This is a genomic window from Microcoleus sp. A2-C3 (genome assembly GCF_036706065.1).
Lineage (GTDB): Bacteria > Cyanobacteriota > Cyanobacteriia > Cyanobacteriales > Microcoleaceae > Microcoleus.
On sequence record NZ_JAUBVX010000087.1, the window covers coordinates 1 to 16950 of the forward strand.

The 16950-nt window shown below is 43.5% G+C and carries 14 protein-coding genes and 2 pseudogenes; 8 read left to right on the top strand and 8 right to left on the bottom strand.

Features of this window, described 5'->3' with window-relative positions; genetic code table 11:
• Positions 1-74: 74 nt before the first annotated feature.
• Positions 75-711 (bottom strand): annotated as a pseudogene (locus QUB66_RS28400) (IS1634 family transposase); the annotation flags it as partial.
• Between the two features lie 202 nt (positions 712-913).
• On the opposite strand from QUB66_RS28400, the gene QUB66_RS28405 reads away from it, so the two are divergent.
• Positions 914-1869 (top strand): IS630 family transposase gene (locus tag QUB66_RS28405; protein WP_332970588.1). Its coding sequence is split into 2 segments (ribosomal slippage): positions 914-1232 and positions 1232-1869, totalling 957 coding nucleotides; the frame shifts between segments, so codons are not numbered across the junction.
• On the opposite strand, the pseudogene QUB66_RS28410 reads toward QUB66_RS28405, so the two are convergent.
• From QUB66_RS28410 to QUB66_RS28425, 4 genes and pseudogenes are all read right to left on the bottom strand, one after another.
• Positions 1866-2072: pseudogene (locus tag QUB66_RS28410) on the bottom strand (DUF4277 domain-containing protein); the annotation flags it as partial. The gene QUB66_RS28405 and the pseudogene QUB66_RS28410 sit on opposite strands and share 4 nt — an antisense overlap.
• A 312-nt stretch (positions 2073-2384) precedes the next feature.
• Positions 2385-3449 (bottom strand): tetratricopeptide repeat protein, encoded by a 1065-nt coding sequence (locus tag QUB66_RS28415; RefSeq protein WP_332970587.1) that lies wholly within the window; start codon positions 3447-3449, stop codon positions 2385-2387.
• 102 nt (positions 3450-3551) lie between these two features.
• The gene (locus QUB66_RS28420; protein ID WP_265238533.1) at positions 3552-3836 is read right to left on the bottom strand and encodes a hypothetical protein; all 285 of its coding nucleotides are present in this window, start codon (positions 3834-3836) and stop codon (positions 3552-3554) included.
• Between the two features lie 105 nt (positions 3837-3941).
• Positions 3942-4235 carry a hypothetical protein gene (locus tag QUB66_RS28425; protein WP_265238535.1) on the bottom strand — a complete coding sequence of 98 codons (294 nt, stop codon included), beginning with the start codon at positions 4233-4235 and terminating at the stop codon, positions 3942-3944.
• A gap of 348 nt (positions 4236-4583) precedes the next feature.
• On the opposite strand from QUB66_RS28425, the gene QUB66_RS28430 reads away from it, so the two are divergent.
• Positions 4584-5516, top strand: coding sequence for a LysR family transcriptional regulator (locus QUB66_RS28430; protein ID WP_332970586.1), 933 nt, complete (start codon positions 4584-4586; stop codon positions 5514-5516).
• A gap of 236 nt (positions 5517-5752) precedes the next feature.
• Here the strand turns inward: QUB66_RS28430 and QUB66_RS28435 are convergent, their stop codons facing one another.
• Complete coding sequence (locus tag QUB66_RS28435) at positions 5753-6076, bottom strand: hypothetical protein (protein WP_265238538.1); 324 nt, start codon at positions 6074-6076, stop codon at positions 5753-5755.
• A gap of 192 nt (positions 6077-6268) precedes the next feature.
• The gene (ispD, locus tag QUB66_RS28440; protein WP_332970585.1) at positions 6269-6973 is read right to left on the bottom strand and encodes a 2-C-methyl-D-erythritol 4-phosphate cytidylyltransferase; all 705 of its coding nucleotides are present in this window, start codon (positions 6971-6973) and stop codon (positions 6269-6271) included.
• A gap of 170 nt (positions 6974-7143) precedes the next feature.
• Here ispD and QUB66_RS28445 point away from each other — a divergent pair, with 170 nt between their 5' ends.
• The 6 genes from QUB66_RS28445 (at position 7144) to QUB66_RS28470 (ending at position 16390) form a co-directional block, all read left to right on the top strand.
• Positions 7144-8106, top strand: a complete 963-nt coding sequence (locus tag QUB66_RS28445; RefSeq protein ID WP_332970589.1) for a glycosyltransferase family 9 protein — start codon at positions 7144-7146, stop codon at positions 8104-8106.
• Positions 8107-8264: 158 nt separating this feature from the next.
• Positions 8265-10115 carry an efflux RND transporter periplasmic adaptor subunit gene (locus tag QUB66_RS28450; RefSeq protein ID WP_332970584.1) on the top strand — a complete coding sequence of 617 codons (1851 nt, stop codon included), beginning with the start codon at positions 8265-8267 and terminating at the stop codon, positions 10113-10115.
• A gap of 95 nt (positions 10116-10210) precedes the next feature.
• A complete protein-coding gene (locus QUB66_RS28455; protein ID WP_332970583.1) occupies positions 10211-13330 on the top strand; it encodes an efflux RND transporter permease subunit in 3120 nt (1039 codons plus the stop codon).
• Between the two features lie 120 nt (positions 13331-13450).
• Positions 13451-14128 carry a response regulator transcription factor gene (locus QUB66_RS28460; RefSeq protein ID WP_332970582.1) on the top strand — a complete coding sequence of 226 codons (678 nt, stop codon included), beginning with the start codon at positions 13451-13453 and terminating at the stop codon, positions 14126-14128.
• A gap of 232 nt (positions 14129-14360) precedes the next feature.
• On the top strand, positions 14361-15599 hold the full coding sequence (locus tag QUB66_RS28465; protein ID WP_332970581.1) for a sensor histidine kinase: 1239 nt from the start codon (positions 14361-14363) through the stop codon (positions 15597-15599).
• A gap of 107 nt (positions 15600-15706) precedes the next feature.
• Positions 15707-16390 carry a phosphatase PAP2 family protein gene (locus QUB66_RS28470; protein WP_265238548.1) on the top strand — a complete coding sequence of 228 codons (684 nt, stop codon included), beginning with the start codon at positions 15707-15709 and terminating at the stop codon, positions 16388-16390.
• Positions 16391-16563: 173 nt separating this feature from the next.
• Here QUB66_RS28470 and QUB66_RS28475 read toward each other — a convergent pair whose 3' ends face one another.
• On the bottom strand, positions 16564-16821 hold the full coding sequence (locus QUB66_RS28475; protein ID WP_332970580.1) for a hypothetical protein: 258 nt from the start codon (positions 16819-16821) through the stop codon (positions 16564-16566).
• Between the last annotated feature and the right edge of the window lie 129 nt (positions 16822-16950).

Here is a 16950-nt window from a genome sequence, read left to right on the forward strand (position 1 = left end):
TCTTCAAAAATGGTTCGTGGAAATTTTCGCTAAACCCACATAGCTGTTGGATCATTCTTTTTGTGGAGGTCTCTAAGGGCTGCTCTTGATTTCTTTTCTAATTCATCTATCTCCGCTATCTCTACTGATTGTACTAATTCTTTCGCTTTTTTTATGGTCATCGGCACTCTGCTTATCCATTTTAATTCTTTGATTAACTGGAGATTTTCTTGACTATATAATGCACTATCACAGACCATAATACTGTCAAAATTTATTTGCTTTTTAAACTCTACTAATATCTTCCCAAATACAGCTTTGTCCGCTTCATTTCCAGATCCAGCTCTTGTATATAATGGTAATCCTTCACTATTTACAATTACATCACATACAACTTGTTTTAAGTCAGGTCTATGATCGCGAGAATATCATGAATGTTATGTTTACTGGGAGTGATTTAATTATTTCTGTTTCTTTGTTTTGATTTTGGGGATTTTTGTATTCCCCATGTAAGTGGAATGATGTAGAATCTAAGTGAGCATATTTTAGATCTATTTGAAACTTCTTAATCGCCGCTAACACAATTTCCATAAATATTTTATTCAATCCATATTTATATAATTTATCCATGACTCTTCCAATTTTATCATCATTTATATAATCCGCTTTAATCCCCGTGCCTAACAAGGTTTCGATTCCTTTGTCTTCAAAAAGCTGACTAAATAGATATAGCCTTTCTCGGAAAGATGAGGTATCATGTTACTGACACTCACTGATGAGGGTAAAACATAGAAGACACGATCGAATGAGCTATAATTACATGGTTCAGTAAAGCCAGGCGAAAGCGATAGCACACATAATAGCATTTTTCTGACAGCACGAAGAAGCTGACTCACAAAAAGTAAACTTGTACTCTCTTCATACATTGTTAAAAATGAAAACTTATTCGATTGATTTTAGGCGAAAAATCCTTGATACTTATCATACTGAACCGATTTCACAAAAAGCAATAGCTAAGCGTTTTTCTGTAGCCCTCAGCTTTGTACAAAAATTGCTTAAACAATATCGTGAAACAAAAAACATTACTCCCCGAACAGACCGATGTGGAGTCAAAGGTAAACTGAATGCAGAGCAACTACTCATATTGGGGGAATTGATTGAAGCAAACAATGATGCCACTCTTGAAGAACTTCGTTATTTACTTTATGGAAAAATAGGATTTTCCGTTAGTAGATCGACAATAGCAAGAATGATAAAACTCTTAGATATTACTGTCAAAAAAAAACTCTATTCCCTTCAGGCAAAGGCACCGACCGAGTTCAAATCCTGCGATGTGAGTTCTGGCAAAAAATTAAAGAGATTAGTTTGAAAGACTTAATATTCATTGACGAATCTGGAGTTAATTTGGCAATGGTTAGGTTATATGCTAGAGCTTTGAAAGGTCAAAGAGCCAAGGGGCCAAAGCCCACTAAACGTGGCAAAAATGTCTCAATAATTGGAGCCATGTCAGTCAATGAAATTTTGACATCGGTTAATCTAATAGGCGGAACTGATTCAATTACATTTGAAGCTTTTATTATCAGAAAACTTGTGCCAAAACTATGGAAAGGTGCTTGTGTAGTGATGGATAATTGTCCAATTCACCTGGGAGAAGAAGTGGAAAAAGCGATCAAAAAAAAGGGGGCAAAATTAATATACTTATCTCCTTATTCACCAGATTTTTCACCAATTGAAAGTCTGTGGTCAAAACTTAAAATCATTCTCCGTTCTATCAAGACTACTAATTATAAAGAATTAGCAAAAGCCATAGAGTTGGCGTTCAGTCAAGTTACATCATCAAATATTTTTAACTGGTTTACGCACTGCTGTTATTGTACCTCATCTTTTTGAGAAAGGCTATACAAAGGTCTTGACACAAACCCTAATCCATTGATTAAAATAGCTTTTACTAATATTCCTGCTGAAATTTTTTCCCGAACATCTATTCCTAATTGAGAGTTGATTATTTCAACTATTCCTATCTCATCAATGAGTCCAGCTACTATTCCTAAGTGATCGATATTTTTGATTTTAATTTCTGAAGCTGGGGACATTTTTTTAGCTATATAATATTTTTGACTTTTTTTATTGTCTCACTTTTTGACCTCAAATTTCCTAAGTATTTTTACTTATTCATTCCAGCCTAGCAATGTACTATTCTATGTAGTGTTATTGAAGTGCGGAGTGTGGGTGTTAAGTGAACCGTATTGGGTTAGGTTATAATTTGAGAATCTCCTGGTTAGAAACCGGGAGATTCTCAAGGATTCAAGGCTAAGATATTGCGATCGAATAGGATTAATTCCATAATCAGATGCTCTCGATCGCACAGACTTAACTCCATAAACTGTGATGATTAGATACTGCCATTATTGTGACAAACGCTGACCGGAAGACAATCGTTTAAGACCCTCCATCGCCGTAGTTGCTCCAGCTTTGTCACTACTTTCGCGAGCAATGTTCAAAGCTCGCTCGTAGGATTCGAGAGCTTTGTCGGATTGACGGAGACTTTCATAAATCGAGCCCATATTGTTAAGCAAGCGTCCGATACTTGTCTTGTCGCCAATTGCTTCCAACATCGGTATTGCTTGCTGAAAATAGATCAGCGCTTGAGTATCTTTGCCCTGTTTGCGACAGGTAAGTGCCATGTTGTTGAGGAGACGGCCGACGCCAGCCCTGTCTCCAATTTCCCGGCGAATTGCTAAAGCTTGGTGATAAAATTCCATCGCTCTATTAAAGTCACCGATGTTGTAATATACGCCGCCCATGTTATTGAGGGTACGGCCTAAATCGCGTCGATCGCCCTCTTGAGTGCGAATTGTCCGCGCTTGCTGGTAAAATTCGATCGCCTTAGCGTAATTTGACTGTTCTGCGTAAACGGCGGCGATGTTGTGAAATGATTCTGCTATTTCAATTTGGTCATCGGCAGTTTTGGCGAGTTCCAAAGCTTCTTGGTGCAGTTTCATCGCTTCGGAAAAATTGTCCCCAATCCGGTTAACGAAACCGATGAGATTGAGAGTGCGCGCGATACGACGCCCTCCGCTGATTTCTCGGTGAATGACTAAAGCTTGCCGCAAAACTTCCAAAGCTTTGGGCCTCAAACCCATTTCGCCATAAACTTCCCCCATATTGTTGAGGGTTTCGCCGATTCCGGCTTGGTCGCCGAGTTGCTTGCGGATTGCCAAAACTTGCTCAAAAGTTTGGATGGCTTCTCGAAACAAACCCTCGCGGTGCTGTTTTACTCCTGTTTCCAAGAGTTGGTCTGCTTGCGTTTTGGGGTCTGTTGCTTGGGCGCGATCGCCCGATCGAGCCGGCGTAGCATCTATAATAGGGGCAAATGCCCCAGCGTCTGAAATTTCCAGCAAGCTGAGTGCGGGCGATAAGACAATACTTATAGCTGCGAGATAGCTGAAGTTGTAAGAGCGGCAGTACACCGATCGAGTCCTCCAAGAGCCTATTTATAACTAAGATAGATCTCTTTGGGGTGTTCCTGCCAATTTCTTTCTTAATTGCTAGGTTCTGACTTGGCTTTTGTGTTACCAGACTGCCATAATCAGCGGCATATTGTTGAGCGCGGAGATGACAGCAAAGTTTTTGCTTGGTGGAAGCGATGTTTTCTCAGGCCCGTGTAAGATGATGTCCTGTTTGTCAACTGTGATCCAAGCAACTCCTGACAAGACTTGAATTTCATGATGAGTTTGAGGCAACCTGTACACCTCGTTTTTCACGAGGATTATGCGATCCTCTTCGAGGGCTCCGCTAACGGGCGCTGCACATTCGGAATATCTTTGAAGCATAGCATCTCCTTTGGAATTAACCATCCAAAATCCACAATTTCCCCGAATTTTCTGGCAGGCTGGTTCACCAACATCTTTGCTTCCCGCAAACAATCGATAAAAACTCGCCTCCACACAACCAACAATCTATTATTGGCAATAACGCCGATCGATCCAAGCGCGTATTTCGTCATCCGTCGCCGCGCAAGTAGAGCGACCTGTCGCCCGATCGCAACCATGCCACCAAGTGTTACCATTGCGATCGCACGTCTGCCAAATTCTGACCTCGTTTTCGCCAGAGACGGCAGCCAGCAAACCTTGCCAAACTTGATTTATAGCTGAAAAGATCGATCGCTCTTTTGGCTGTTTGGCATATTTAGCTTGCTCTTTAATCGAAACAACGCTCGTTTTTTCGGGATACCGCCGATTTTCGTAAGTAGACATAACAAATACCTTCAAATCCTCAATTAAACAAAAATTGCATCAGGAAAAATACCAGCTAAAAACCAGCAATAACTTGCTCGCGATTACAGCACCTTTTTATCGTTATGCAATTCCTGTAAAACTAAATCTGTTGCCTGATAAATTAACCCTAACTCTTGGCTAAACAACAATCAAATCATTACTTGCATAGGTTGTATGAATAAAATCGATAGATAAAAATATCAACCGCGCCCGACAGCTAGAAAGTTGTTAATTGCTAGAAAACTTGCGTTCGCTTCTTTCTTCCTTTTTTCCTCTATCAACTGTCAACTGTCAACTGTCAACTGTCAACTGTCAACTCTTCCTTCTATGAATGAAATCAACACACGGCGGCTGAAACTCTCTCAGATTCAGGCTTTGATAGCGGTAGCAGACTGTGAAAATTTTAGCGAAGCGGCTTTGCAAATGGAACTGTCGCAATCAGCAGTCAGCCACGCCATCGCCTCTTTAGAAACCGAATTGGGTGTGCAATTGTTCCATCGGGGGCGACATGGTGCTCAACTGACGCCGGTGGGGGAAAGGGTATTGATTCATGGGCGTCAAATTGTGCGATCGTTAGAAATGATGATCAAAGAAGCCGATTTAGAGAAAGGTTTGCAGGGTGGCCAGGTGCGGATAGTGACGTTTCGCAGTGTCGCAACTCACATTCTACCGGGTATTATCGCCCAATTTCGCGATCGCTTTCCCAAAATTGCCGTCAGCATTACCGAAGTGTATTATACCCAGGCTGTGGAGGAAGCTTTGCGATCGGGCAAAGCAGACATCGGCTTTGTCTCTCTTCCCATCTCCGACGAATTTGAAACCAGAGAAATTTTGCGGGATAAATATGTGGTGTTGCTGCCACCAACTGCCAAGTTATCATGTGCTAAGATTACCTGGGAAGTGTTAGCAAATTATTCGCTGATTTTGCAGCCGCCAGAAACAGCTTGTTCTATACCGCTACGCAAATATTTAGCAACTTCGGAGTTTCCCTTAAATATCGCTTACGAACTCAGCGAAGATTCAACTATTGTCAGTATGGTGATGCAAGGTTTGGGTGCTGCAATTATGCCACATTTGGCGGCGGAACCGATACCTGCTGGGGTAAAAGTTTGCAGTTTACCAGTTCATTTTGAAAGGGTAATTGGGGTGGCTGTTTTGAGGGATGCGCTGTTAATTCCGGCCGTGTTTGCATTTTTGGATTTAGTTAAAAGTGCGACAGAGATTGAATATGACACTGATTTTCCCATCAATCCTTCATGAGTAGTTATGGACACACGGGTGGTCAGAAACCGGGTTTTTTACGAAAATTTTTCGTTGCAGTCCAGAGATTGGGTAAAAACCCGGTTTCTTTGGGTTTAATGTATCCAGGAATGATGAGAAACTTAGCTGATGAGGCTCCCAATTTTTGAAGCAAACTCGCCGTTGTGGTTGAGCTGCTCTGCATCTCAAGAGAATAACATTGATGTAATTTCGTACTGGATGCGATCGCATATTAACTACTCAATGCGTTCAGCAACAAGACCAGAACTGTCACCTTGATGAATTTTAATTACACCTTCTAGCGAGTTTTTGTCATTTAATTTGAGCCAACCACTACCAGAAGCCTCATCACACTCGTCATTGCCTTCCCACGTAAACTCGAAGGGCTGATCCTCTCGATTTTTCACGACTCCGCCGTCAATTTGACCGAATACTAAACCAAATTGAAATTCTCCTGAACCTGATTCCTCAATTTCGATATACGCTTCAACTTCCATGTCCATGTAGTCAATATCCCACTGATCCATCTCGGTGATGCGCCATTTACCCTGATATTGCATTGCTTTCGTCCTCCACTATTAATATCGAGTCTTGATTTATCCCAGTAATATTGTTACATCAATTACTAGAAAGAATTGGTTTGAAGCCATAACCCTGATCGGGAGAAATTAAAATCAGAATATTCATGACTCCAATCCTCTTCCTTCCAGATAGAGGTCGCCCTCAAGCGGTCAACTATCAACTATCAACTGTCAATTGTCAACTGTCAACTGTTTCCCCAATCTTTGCCGCAAAATGAATTCAGCGACACTCAAATCAACGGGTGTTGTGACTTTCAAATTTGTCTCTTCCCCTTCCACAATTTGCACTGCTAAACCGCATTTTTCAAACAAAGCTGCATCGTCTGTAACTTCCCAACCCTTCTCTCGCCCTTGTTGGTGACACTGTTTTAACAATTTAACTTCAAATCCTTGGGGAGTCTGGGCCGCCCATAAATTGCGTCTGTCCGGTGTGTCTCGCACGATTCGACGCTCATCTACGACCTTAATCGTATCCTTGACCGGGACGGCGACAATCAAGCCGGGACAGCTTAAGAGAGCTGCGGAAGATCGATCGAACAATTCAGGAGTTGCCAAACATCTCGCGCCGTCGTGAATCAACACGCGATCGGCATTTGGAGGCAAAGCCTGCAAACCGTTGTAAACTGACTCTTGCCTGGTAGCGCCTCCTTGAATCAGTTCCACGGGCTTCACCAAACCTAAATCGCTGATAATTGCCCGAAAATCAGGAAAATCCCCAGGCTGGCCCATGATCCCAATCCAACTAATCTGCTGCGAAGCTTCAGCAGCAGCCAAAGTCCAACTCAGCAAAGGTTTAGATAGCAAAGTCAGCAGCAGTTTGTTCCGCTGACTCCCCATCCGTCGCCCCGAACCCGCCGCCGCAATTAATAAGTGCATTAACTAACCCTTCTTCACCCAACTAGGTATATATTAAGAGCGTCCTGTAATTTTCAGTCAGTTGTTTTGCTGTCAGCCAGTAGCTTTTAAACTCTAAAAATACTATAAGCTGATAGCTGAAAGCCGATCGCTGAGAGCTACCTCGATAGATAATAGCCCGATCGTTTATGATGCGAATACTAGCACTTGTCCCTGGCGGGATTGGCGACCAAATTTTATTTTTCCCCACCCTCGATGACCTCAAGCAGTCTTATCCAGAGGCTCAGATTGATGTGATCGTGGAACCGAGGGCGAAGGGTGCTTACCGAGTCTGCAAGTCCGTCAAAGAAGTTTTGACGTACAATTTCAAAGACCGCAACGCGATGGCAGATTGGGGCAATTTACTGGGCGTAATTCGCGATCGCGAATACGAAGCAGTTGTTTCCCTCGGCCAGCGGTGGACTGTCGGACTTCTGCTGTGGCTGACCGGCATTCCGCAGAGAGTTGGCTATTCGGGAACCAACGGCGCTCGATTTCTCACCGATTCGGTACCTCTAAAAACTGAACAGTACGCGGCTTCAATGTACCACGATTTGCTGCAAGGATTCAACATTAACAATCCTTGTCCGGCGATCGCAATTAGTGTACCAAAACAGGACATTCAGTGGGCGGAAGCCGAACAGCAGCGGTTGGGAATCAAAGAGAGTGGTTACATTCTAATTCACGGTGGTTCGAGTCAGCTAGCTGTCTCTAAAGGTATTGACAAAATTTACCCTATAGACAACTGGAGACAAATCATCGAAGACTGTCAGCAGCGACAACCGAATTTGCCCGTTGTGGTGGTGAAAGGCCCCGAAGATGAAGCTTTGGTGACAAAGTTAGTTCAGTTATGTCCGAAGGTGAAAGTTATCTCGCCGGATGATGTCGGCAAGTTGGCGGCCACCATTGCTGCTGCTAATTTGATGATGTGTACTGACAGTGCGCCGATGCACTTAGCTGTGGCGGTTCAAACTTATACAATAGCTTTGTTCGGCCCGACTGAACCTGCAAAATTGCTGCCCAAGAGCGATCGCTTTTTGGGAATTAAATCTCCTAGTGGCAAAATGGCTGACATTTCTCCTCAAGAGGTTTTGAAGAAAGTTTGGGGCGGCTAATTTAAGAGGGCGGGTTTTGTACAGGAATTATCTGTTAAGTGGAAGTTGGCGTGCTTAACCCGCCCCCAAAGCAATGATGTTAATTTAACCTATTTCATCCTAATTTCATATTTGCCTGCAAAAGTGATATGTGAGTTCAGATTCGCCCTTACTCAATCATGTCCCCAATAAAGCTCTACCGCATTTCTGGGTTAATTATCAGCCTTGCATTCTTCACATCTCCCGCAGCCGTTTTCGCCCACGCGGGACACGGAAATGAATTTCACCAAAGCGGCGGCGAAACTACTCAAATTCCTGCTGCTATTTCTGTCGATGCCGCCACAGCCAAACGGTTAGGAATTAAAGTATCTCCTGCCGCGCGCCAGCGACTAGAGATAGGCATCAAAACTACGGGACAAATTGAAACTTTGCCCAACCAAAAGGTAGAAGTGACGGCTCCGGTTGCTGGCAAAGTGGTAGAGTTGCTAGTTAAGCCTGGGGATAAAGTATCAAAAAATCAACCGGTTGCTGTTTTGTCGAGTTCAGAATTAGGACAGTTGCGCGTTGAATCTCTCTCGAAACGAGCGGAAGCTGAGGCCGATTTGCAGCAAGCGCAAGGCGATTTGAAACTAGCCACAGAAAATTACGATCGCCAAATTCAAATCTCTGAAGCAGAAATAATACAAGCCCAAACTCAATTAGCCGCTACAACTCAACAGTACCAAAGAGAGCAAGAATTAGTCAATAAGCGCTCTGTTGTGAAAGTTGCTAAGGAAAATTATCAGCGTCAGATTGAAATAGCGCAAGCAGAAATAGCGCGGGCGGACACTGAACTGACGGTGGCAAAAGAACAGTTCGATCGCGATCGAGAGTTAGTTGCATCAGGTGCGATCGCGCGGCGCACCATGCTGGAATCGCAAGCACACTTCGCCGAAGCAAAAGCCAATGTTGCGAAGGCAAAAAGCCGTCCCGAAGTTATCAAAGCCGAAACCGAAATTAAACAAGCCGAAGTAGACCTGCCCATGCGGGAATTGCGGGATTCCCAAGGCAGAGTAGCAGAAGCAAAAGCTCAACTCACCAAGGCTCAGAGCCGCCGGGAAGTGTTGGAAGCCGAGAATCAGGTCAAACGCGGCAAAACTGCGGTCAAAGTCGCGCAATCGCGCATTCGCTTAGCCGATGCACCCTATCAAGCGCGGCTCCAACAATTAGGAACTATTGCGAATGACAAAGGACTTGTCACCGTAGTTGCTCCGATTTCTGGTACGATTGCCGATCGCGAAATCACCCCAGGAGAGTCCGTAAACGCTGAAAAACCGCTGATGAGCCTCTTAAATGACAGCCGCGTTTTTGCCACAGCTAACATTTACGAAAAAGACCTGAATCAGGTCAAACAGGGCCAGGAAGTCAGGGTGAAAGTTGCTAATTTGGGCGATCGAACTTTCACAGGAAAAATCACCATAATTGGCTCATTTGTGCAAGGAGAAACGCGGGTTGTACCGGTGAAAGCAGAACTAGATAATAGTCAGGGCGAATTAAAGCCGGGACAGTTTGCGGAATTGGAGATTTTAACCGACAAAACCGCCACAAATATTTTAGCAATTCCGACTGCGGCGGTAGTGGATGTTAGCGGTAAAAAAACAGTTTACGTTAAAAATGGCGATGCTTATCAAGCGGTTGACATTGAAATCGGTCAAACAGCCGGAGATTTAGTGGAAGTTAAAAGCGGTTTATTCGAGGGAGATTTGATTGTTACCCAGCGCGCGCCTCAACTTTACGCACAATCGTTGCGGGGCGGTAGCAAGCCGTCAACAACCGAGGAAAAGAAAGAAGCAAGCCCCAAGGTAACAGAGGTTAACTTTAATAATTTACCCGTGCCTTTGTGGGCGGGAATTGGGGCAGGAATTGCGCTCGCATCCCTAACTTTTGCCACCGGAGTATTCTGGGGAAATCGGCGCAAATTCCCAGATAAGACGGCGGTTGAAACCGCGCCTATACAAACGATGTCTGCCTCCGCGGACTCAAGAGAATAACGTAGTTTTAACCGTCTGGTTTTCAACCCCTCTCAGATCGGGTTTTGCTTCTATAGAAGCGGTTTCAACCGCCCAGTCTTCTCAAAAATATTAAAATGTTCAGCACAATTCTCAGATGGGTAATTAACCGCCGCTGGCTAGTCGTTCTCGCCACCATTATTATTAGTCTTTGGACATTATATATCGTCCCCAAAATGTCCCTTGATGTCTTCCCGCCTTTCGCACCGCCGCAAGTAGAAATTCAGACGGAAGCACCGGGTTTGGCACCCGAAGAAATCGAATCTTTAGTAACACTGCCGATCGAAAGTGCGATTAACGGAACTCCGGGAGTAACAGCAGTGCGATCGTCTTCTGCCGTGGGCCTTTCTGCCATTAAAGTAATCTTTGATTGGGGAACAGACATCTATCAAGCGCGCCAGTTGATAACAGAACGGTTGCAGCAAGCTCAAAGCAAACTCCCGGCTGGGGTAGAAACACCGCAAATTTCTCCGACAACTTCTCCTGTAGGTACTGTTATTACCTATGCTTTTACATCAGAAACCACTCCGTTGATGGAAGTGCGCCGCCTCGTCGATTGGCAAGTAACAAATCGCCTTTTGGCAGTGACTGGCGTTGCTCAAGTTATCGCTTATGGTGGCAAACAACGGCAGTATCAAGTATTAGTTAATCCAGCCAAATTGCAAGCTTTTAATGTGTCGTTGCAGCAAGTTGCAGAAGCGGCAGCCGCTGCGAATGTTAACGCGCCTGGGGGGTATTTAATTACGCCCGATCGCGAAACGTTAATTCGAGGCGTGGGGCGGATTGAGTCAGTGGCAGATTTGCAGCAATCTGCGATCGCATCTCGCCACGGAACGCCCGTCAGAATTGGTGATGTTGCTGATGTCAAGATTGGTGGTGCGATCGAGCGGGGAAATGGCAGTTTTAACGGCAAAAAAGCTGTGATTGTGATGGTAAACAGACAGCCAATTGCTGATACTCCGACGGTAACTAAAGCGGTTGAGGCGGCAATGGCTGAGGTACAGCAAGCTCTGCCCAAGGATATTAAGGTAACAGTGACTTTCCGGCAGGAAGAGTATATCAACTCTTCGGTGGAGAATGTGCGATCGGCTTTAGTTGAAGGCAGTATCATTGTCACCGTTATTCTGATCCCGTTTTTGATGAATTGGCGCACTCTGACAGTGGTTTTGCTCGATTTCTTCCTAACTTGGCTTTTCGGGCTGCTGGCGATGTATTGGCTGGGTCTGGGATTGAATACGATGACTTTGGGTGGCTTGTCGGTGGCGATCGGAACTGCGATCGACGATGCGATTGTTTATGCTGAAAATACCTACCGCAATTTGCGAGAAAATACTGCTTCTGGGCATCCGCGTCCGGTGATGGATGTGATTTTTGATGGCAGTCAGGAGGTGCGCGATTCGTTAATTGGAGCAACTGTTATTGGCATCGTTGTGTTTTCACCAATTTTTACTTTGCCCGGTGTTGAAGGTCGGATTTTTACGCCGATGGGAATTACTTATTTGGTAGTTGTGGTGATTTCTAGTCTGGAATCGCTGTTCATTTCTCCTGCTCTTTGTGCTATTTTATTGCCGAGCAAACGCATGAGTGCTGATGAACCTTGGTTGCCGAGATTTTGCAAGCGCATCTATCACTTTTTTATCGAATTATCAATGCGCTATTCGGCGATAATTTTGGCTTTAGCTACTGCTAGTATGGTGGCTGCATTAGTGATTTTGCCTTCCTTTGGACGGGTGTTTTTGCCGGAGTTTCAGGAGCAAACTTTGGTGAATACTATTCTGCTTTATCCGGGGGTGTCTTTGGAGACGACGGATAGCGCTGCTTTTGCGATCGAAGATGCACTTAAGCAGGATACCAGGTTTGAATACGTGCAAGTGCGATCGGGCAGAGCTCCGGGCGATGCTGATGCTGCGGGAGTCAATTTAGCTCACATTGATATTGGTTTGAGCGAGGAAGGGATGAAAAACAGGCCCAAAACTTTGGAGTCGCTGCGGCAGGAATTTGGTAAATTGCCGGGAGTTGCACCAAATATCGGCGGTTTTATTTCTCATCGGATGGATGAGGTTTTGTCCGGTGTCAGAAGTCAAATTGCTGTGAAAATATTTGGCCCGGATTTGAATCAACTTCGCAGCCTCGGCGCTCAAGTTGAAGCACAAATGAAAACTGTTAAGGGAATTGTGGATTTGCAACTAGAACCGCAAGTACCGGTGCCACAAATTCAAATTAAGTTTAACCGCCAAGCTGCGGGTAGATATGGTTTAAAAATCGGAGAACTTTCGGAAATAATTGAGACAGCTTTAAATGGCAAAGTTGTGTCTCAAGTTTTGGAGGTGCAGCAAACTTTTGACTTGGTTGTTTGGTTGCAACCTGAAGCCCGAAATAACCTCGAAACTATTCAGAATTTGTTGGTTGATACTCCCAGCGGTAATAAAATTCCCCTGGCGCAAGTTGCGACTGTTACATACGGTACTGGGCCAAATACGATTAACCGTGAGAATGTTTCGCGGTTGATTGTGGCGGCGGCTAATGCTAAAGGTCGGGATTTGCGATCGGTTGTGAATGAAATTCAAGCTAAAGTCAAACGAGAGGTGCAGTTACCGTTTGGCTATTTTATCCAGTACGGCGGTCAATTTGAGGCGGAACAAAGGGCTTCGCAGAATATTATGGTGTTTAGTGCGATCGCCTTTTTGGTAATTACCGTACTGATGTACTTGTCCGTCAAGTCGATCGCTTCAACTGCTATGATTATGATTAATTTGCCTCTGGGCTTAGTTGGAGGAGTAATTGCTGTAGCTTTGACTGGCGGTATAATTTCCGTAGCTTCTTTAGTTGGCTTTGTCACATTATTCGGCGTAGCTACCCGTAACGGCTTGCTGTTAGTAGACAACTACAACTCTAAATTTGCTGAAGGACTACCTTTTAAAGAAGCTATTATTAAAGGCTCGATGGAACGGCTCAACGCCATCCTAATGACTGCTTTAACTTCAGCCTTGGGTTTAGCACCTCTAGTCTTAGAAGGCGGCCCCGGAAAGGAAATATTGCAACCTTTGTCGATCGTAGTTTTAGGAGGATTGTTTACTTCTACAGCGTTAACTCTGTTAGTTTTGCCAGCTTTGTACGCTCAATTTAGGAATTTTTTAGCACCTAAAACGACTCATCTCATATCCAGTAAATCGACGATCATAAAAAACAGTTTGTAGTTCCCTCTTTGAATCCGCAGCAGCATCGGAATTAAGTCCTATGCTGCGAACTAATCTTATTGCGGTCAATCGACCGGACGCGATATCATACTGTTGAGAAAGATATCTCGATATAAAAAAATGAAAATTTTGTTAGTTGAAGACGATATTCGCATTGCCAAACCCCTTGCAGAGGACTTAAGGCATCAAAACCACGTTGTAGATATAGCGACTGATGGCCTGGAGGGGTGGGAATATGCGCGATCGGCTAATTACGACCTAATTTTGTTAGATTTAATGCTGCCCAAATTAGATGGTATATCACTGTGCAAGCGTCTGCGTGCCGATCGCTCTCACGTCCTCATCTTGATGCTGACAGCACGCGATACCACCTCAGATAGAGTCATTGGACTAGATGCAGGAGCTGACGATTACTTGGTTAAGCCCTTTGAATTAGAAGAATTAGCCGCCCGAATTAGAGCTTTATCTCGGAGAATTCCAGAAACCAAGGCCCTGATTCTAACCCACGGTAATTTGCAACTCAATCCCAGTAGCTGCACCGTTACTTATGCAGGAAACGCTTTATCTTTAACTCCCAAAGAGTATATGATATTAGAATGTTTCTTAAAAAGTCCCACTCAAGTTTTAACACGCTCTGCAATTTTAGATAAATTGTGGGATTTTGATAAAGCTTCAGGAGAAGGAACAGTCAAAACTCACATCACAAATTTGCGTAGCAAGCTCAAAGCAGCCGGAAGTTCCGCAAATTTTATCGAAACAGTTTACGGCATTGGTTATCGACTCAGCAGCCATCACTAATAACTCAATACGGTTCATATAAAGCCGATACCTCTCTAGCTTTCCCCTACTCCCCCTTAAAAAAAGGGAGGGACAAAAAGTTACTCAAAGTCCCCCTTCTTAAGGGGAATTTAGGGGGATCTCCGGGGAATAAATAGTATTAACCCAAGCGTATTGACTAATGATTATATCAAAGTTTTTGAGACTTTGCACGTATATCTACAACTTTTATAGCTGATTATTTCTCCTAATTATGTTTGAAAAAATACGCTCTCGTTTGCTCTTCTCTTACCTGCTTGTACTGTCATCAATCTTAAGTATTTTTGCAATTGGCGTTAGAGTAATCTTCGCTCGCAGTCTCACCCAACAGCTAACAGACAAACTGACAGTTTTAGGAGAAGGAGCATCTGGTAACACAGAATGGGAAAACGGACGCATAAAATTTGATACTGATTTTAACGTGCAAACTCTGATTGATAACAATCAAGGCTTGCAATTATTTGACACTAACGGCAATACGATATTTCAGCAAGGGAAGTTTGTGCTTGCCATACCATTGTCATTAAGCGATACAGTACAATTACCAACGGCAAAAAATCGAATTCAAGGAATTACCTTGCCAATAAGTGAGAGGGAAGGTGGTAAACTAATCGGCTATATAAGAGTAAGCCAATCCCTCGAAGAAATTGACGAAACCTTAAATAAATTAAATTTAGGGCTAGGGAGTGGAATTCTTATAGCCTTGATTTTTAGCGGTGTTGGTGGAGTCATATTGACTCGTCTAGCGATGCAGCCAATTGAGGAAAATTTTCAAAGTTTAAAGCAGTTTACCGCTGATGCTTCTCACGAATTTCGCAGCCCATTGATGGCGATCAAAAGTAATCTAGCCGTAGCACTAAAATACCCAGAGGGAATGAGAGAGTCAGATGCCGAAAAGTTCCAGGCTATTGCTAGTGCGGCGAATCAAATGACGCAGCTAACCGAAGATTTGCTGCTGTTAGCACGAACCGATAAAGTGGTCAGCATCAATAAAGCTCCTGTCAATTTAACTGTTGTTTTGGAGAACTTAGTTCAGCTTTATCAGTCTCGCGCCGAACTAAAACAAATTAATTTAAAACCTCAGCTTACAGAAAATATTAATTTAATAGGTGATTTAAACCAACTAACACGACTGTTCACCAATTTGATTCAAAATGCACTTCACTACACGCCATCAGGAGGAACAGTTGAAATTACAGCCAACCGTCTCGGTTCCTATTGCATTGTCAGCGTGCGAGATACGGGTGTGGGAATTGCACCCGAGCATATTAAGCTGATTTTTGAGCGGTTTTGGCGAGCAGATGAATCTCGTTCCTATTGGAATGGAGGTTCTGGTTTGGGATTAGCAATAGCCCAAACCATTGCCCAAAATCACGACGGCTCAATTACCGTCACCAGTCAGCTAGCAGTTGGCAGTTGCTTCACTGTGAAATTGCCCTGTAACTATTTTTAAATAAGTTAAAATACATCGCTTGATTGATGTTTTATGAAGATTACAAACTATTTAAAAATTATGATATAAATTGTACATGACTTGAACTTTCTTGAGTTGGATTGATTATGTTACGAAAAATTTATGAATTTTGGTTGCAGCATATAAACCCACGGTTAAATACTTTAATTGTGACAATTGGTGTAGTTGGACTTACCAGTTGTCTGCTAATCAGTTTTATTTTAGCGTGGTTATTTGAAGAAATATTAGAACGAGAAGCTTTTGCTTTTGATACTTCTTGGCTGTACTGGCTGCACGGATATGCAAATCCGAGTCTAGATGCTGTGATGCTAACAATTACTCAGCTTGCTGATCCCCGTGTAGTTATAGTGATTGTGGCAGTCACGCTGGGAATTCTCTGGTGGCAGCATCACCGCGAGGAAGCTAAATTTTTTGCTGTTGCTTGTTTGGGAGCCTTCATTCTCAATACTGGATTAAAGTTATTTTTTACTAAACCTCGTCCACATCTTTTTCCAAGCTTAATTGCAGAAACATCCTTTAGTTTTCCGAGCGGTCACGCTTTAGGAAGTTTTGTAATGTATGGGTTTCTAGCTTACCTGCTTTCCGCTCACTTTCCGAAGTTTTCCAAATTGATATATATTTTAGCTGTTTTGACGATCGCTCTTATTGGCCTGAGTCGGATGTATATAGGAGTACACTGGCCAACAGATATCATTGGTGGCTACGGAATCGGCTATCTTTGGCTGACGCTGTGCATCGCAATGCTGAGGTTACAAACCAGACAAGTCTAGTATTGCTTTGCTCAATTCGAGCGAATACCAAAGGGTAGCCTGTTATGGTGGTAAAAATCAAGCTACCCTATGATATAATGTTTAGTTAGTTGCTCGCAATCAGCAGGTGTTTGTAGTAAAAACTTCAGTTTTCATAAAAATATAAGGACTAAAGTCCTCACTACAAACCAATTTTATTCATCGTTAGCAGCCACAGTCGCCATGAGTTTTCTCTGAGTGAAAGTTGTGAAGGCGATACAAACTAAAAGTATTGAAAGCAGGACTATAGATGAGCCGACCGTACCAAAATTTAGACCGCCTTTTTCCTGTGATTTTGTCATCACATCCCCAAGTGTTGCACCAAAAGGTCGGGTGAGTACGAACGCAATCCGGCGTTGCTTAATCAGGGTATGAAAAAGGACTAGGCAAAAATCCAGAAGCTTTGTGGACAATGGTTTTTATGAATGGCATATTTAGCCGTTCCTACCGTAAATCAGCAATGCCCAAAAAAGAAGGTTCACAATCTAGGCACAGCATGGTAGAATATGATTCATGACGCAAGAATCATCTCCTCAAAAATT